We start from the raw sequence: 2916 nt of genomic DNA on the forward strand, positions 1-2916 counted from the left end.
TGCTGCCGGCCGGCTGCGCCATCGTCGGTGCTCTCTTGGCGCTGTCGCTGCTCAAGCTGCTCAACCCCAAGCGGTCGAGTCACGAGGTCAGGTCAGCCCGGGACCTCCGGCGGGTGAACATCGAGGAGTAGCCTCGCGATGATCGTCCGGCGAGTCAGCCCGAGGCGTGCGAGTCGGCACCGGCCTTCGACCGTCAACGGCGAGTCTGCGTGCGTCACTGGACGACCTCACTTTCGGCGGGTGCGATCCGCCGAAGAAGGGCAACTGCGAGCAGCAATGCGGCTGTGGTCGCGATGGCGGCCACCCAGACGGGCCCGAGCGCGCCGGGCCTCACGCTGAGTGCGGCAGCGGCGAGGACGGGACCGGTTGCTGCGCCCACGTTGAGTGCCGCTGTCGCGTAAGAACCAGCCATGGTGGGCGCCCCCGGCGCCGCATAGAGCACTCGCGTGATCAGCGTGCTCCCGACAGCGAACCCCAACACGCCCTGAGTGAAAACGAGCCCGAGCAGGGCAACGGGATTCGTCGCGAAGAGCGCCAACGCGACCCACCCGAGCACAAGAACGCTGCCGCCCACCACGATGACGATTCGGGGTCGAGCATCGGAGAGTCGTCCCGCAGCGGTGACACCGATGAAGGAGCCGACGCCGAAGAGCACAAGAGCCACCGACACCCACCATTGACTCAAACCGGCGGTGTCCGTGACGATCGGAGCGAGGAAGGTCAGCGTGGCGAAGGTCCCAGCATTGACCAGGGCAGCAAGCAGCATCGTCAGAATAAGACGCGGGGAGGTCAGCTGCGCCAGCTCCGCCCGCAGCGAGGGCGAGGACGGCTCTTCCCTTGACGAGTCGTCTGTTCGAGTGGTGAAGCCTGCGGCAATGCCGATCGCAGCGGGGACACAGAGAAGAGCGATCGCCCAGAACGTCGACTGCCATCCGAGTGCCGTACCCAGGAGTGCACCCGCGGGGACGCCGGCGACGGTTGCGGCAGTGGTACCCGCCAGCAGAATCGCCACGGCCCGGCCTTTGGCATCGGGTGCCACGAGTTTCGTCGCCGCGCCCAGCGCGACCGCCAAGAAGCCTGCATTGACGATCGCCGCGATCACGCGCGTGATGAACAGGACAGTGAAGTCCGGCGTGAGTGCACCGACGACATGTGACAGCGCGAACACGAGCACGCAGCCCAAGAGTGTCGCTTTCACGGGGAGGCGACGAGTGAACGCAGCCATCGCCGGTGCGCCGATCACCATCCCCGCGGCGAATGCCGATGTCAGGAGACCAGCGGTCCCCACGGAAACGGCGAAGTATGTTGAGATGTCGGGCACGAGGCCAGCGAGCATGAATTCGGAAGTACCCATGGCGAAGACCACCAGGGCAAGAAGATAGAGAGCGAAAGGCATCGAGATAGCTCCGAAGCGAGAGTACGAACAAGAGAACGTCTCGTCACCGCGGTCAGCGCCCGAAGGACACCCGGATGTCGTGCTGCGCGCAGCGCGGACAGCAACAGGAGCAGAAGCTCAGCGGAGGTGAGGGGCTGACGGCGTGACCGAAAGCCCCTGAGTGTCTGATTCAGGACTCGCCATACGGCTCATCGTACCCGTCTGCGCCACCACCCAGAAACGGCAGCAGCCTTCTGGTCGGCAACAGCTAGCGCAGAGGACGGAGGAAGTCGCGAATATCTGCCGTCAGCAGCTCAGGTTCTTCGTGAGGCGCAAAATGACCGCCCCGTGGCATCGTGGAATATCGGACAACGTTGTACGTGCGTTCAGCCCAACTGCGTGGTGGTTGGGCGAGGTCGTGTGGGAACACAGCCACCGCGGTAGGAGCGGAGACTGAATCGACTCGCTCGGTCCATCCGGTGGCGAACTCCCAGTAGGGACGGAATGAGCTCGCGATCGTATTGGTGAACCAATACAGCGAAGCCTGTGTGAGCAGGAAGTCATCGGTGAACCTCGAGGACAGATCGCCATCGCAGTCGCTCCACGATCGGTACTTCTCCAGAATCCAAGCGAGCAGTCCAGTTGGAGAATCGGCCAAGCCTGGAGCCAGCGTGAGCGGACGAGTCTGCTGCTGATGCTGGTAAGCACCTTCATCGGCCTCCCACTCCTGCTCTGCCTCCACAAATTCTTGTTCAGCCGTCGTCAGTGTCCTCGAATCAAGATCTGCTGGAGCGGCCACGGCAAGCAGATGGATGCCCACCAGTGCCTCCGGATGCGACTGGGCCAGCCTCGATGTGATGCCAGCTCCGAGGTCTCCACCATGGGCGGCGTAGCGTTCGAATCCGAGTTCTTCGTGCATCAGTGTGTGCCAGAGCTCGTGGTTCTGTTCGTCATGGCCCGGCCGCTGCGGAGAGAAGGGAAAACCGGGAAGCGCGGGAATGATCACGGTGAATGCGTCCGCAGCTTCGCCGCCGTATTGCGTGGGCTCTGCTAAGCGTCTGGCGCACTCGACAAGCTCGAGCGCAGTGCTCGGCCAGCCATTCGTCAGAATGAGCGGGAGGGCACCGGAGACCTCCGCATCGAATCGCAGATAGCGGGATTGGACTACCGGAGATCGTTGAGGTCCTCCATGGCAGTTCGTTGATGGTTCGCTGTTGGGCGTACCAGTCGAAACCGTCAGCCCAGTAGCTGCACAGCCTCTGGAGTTCCGCCACGTCCGTTCCGGCGCTCCACCCGTGACTGGGCCAGGCCGGAGACCAGCGGGTGTGGCGCAGACGATGCCGCAGATCGTCTAAGTCTCGCTGATGCACTTCGATCACCGGTGTGCGCGTCATGGTCAAACAGTACTCCGGTGACGAATCCATCCTGAGCCGACTGGATATCGACGGTGCTGACCAAGCGAAATGTTCACATCCAGAGGGTCATCCCCAGTTCTTGTGCGGCGAGGTCTCACCGACGCCCGGGTTGAAGACATTGCAGGG

At 63.3% G+C, this 2916-nt stretch carries 2 protein-coding genes and 1 pseudogene; all 3 read right to left on the reverse strand.

All coding sequences use genetic code 11. The annotated features are described in order from the left end of the window. Nucleotides 1–214: 214 nt before the first annotated feature. Nucleotides 215–1396, reverse strand: a complete 1182-nt coding sequence (locus ACTICP_RS16275; RefSeq protein WP_441894129.1) for a Cmx/CmrA family chloramphenicol efflux MFS transporter — start codon at nt 1394–1396, stop codon at nt 215–217. A 247-nt stretch (nt 1397–1643) separates the two neighbouring features. Then, entirely contained in the window at nt 1644–2615 is a 972-nt protein-coding gene (locus ACTICP_RS16280; protein ID WP_404801857.1) for an alpha/beta fold hydrolase, read from the reverse strand. Next, nucleotides 2593–2799, reverse strand: a pseudogene (locus ACTICP_RS16285) (epoxide hydrolase N-terminal domain-containing protein); the annotation flags it as partial. The pseudogene ACTICP_RS16285 and the gene ACTICP_RS16280, both read right to left, overlap by 23 nt. Nucleotides 2800–2916: the final 117 nt, after the last annotated feature.

The sequence above is a fragment of the Microbacterium sp. genome (assembly GCF_052102115.1).
Lineage (GTDB): Bacteria > Actinomycetota > Actinomycetes > Actinomycetales > Microbacteriaceae > Microbacterium.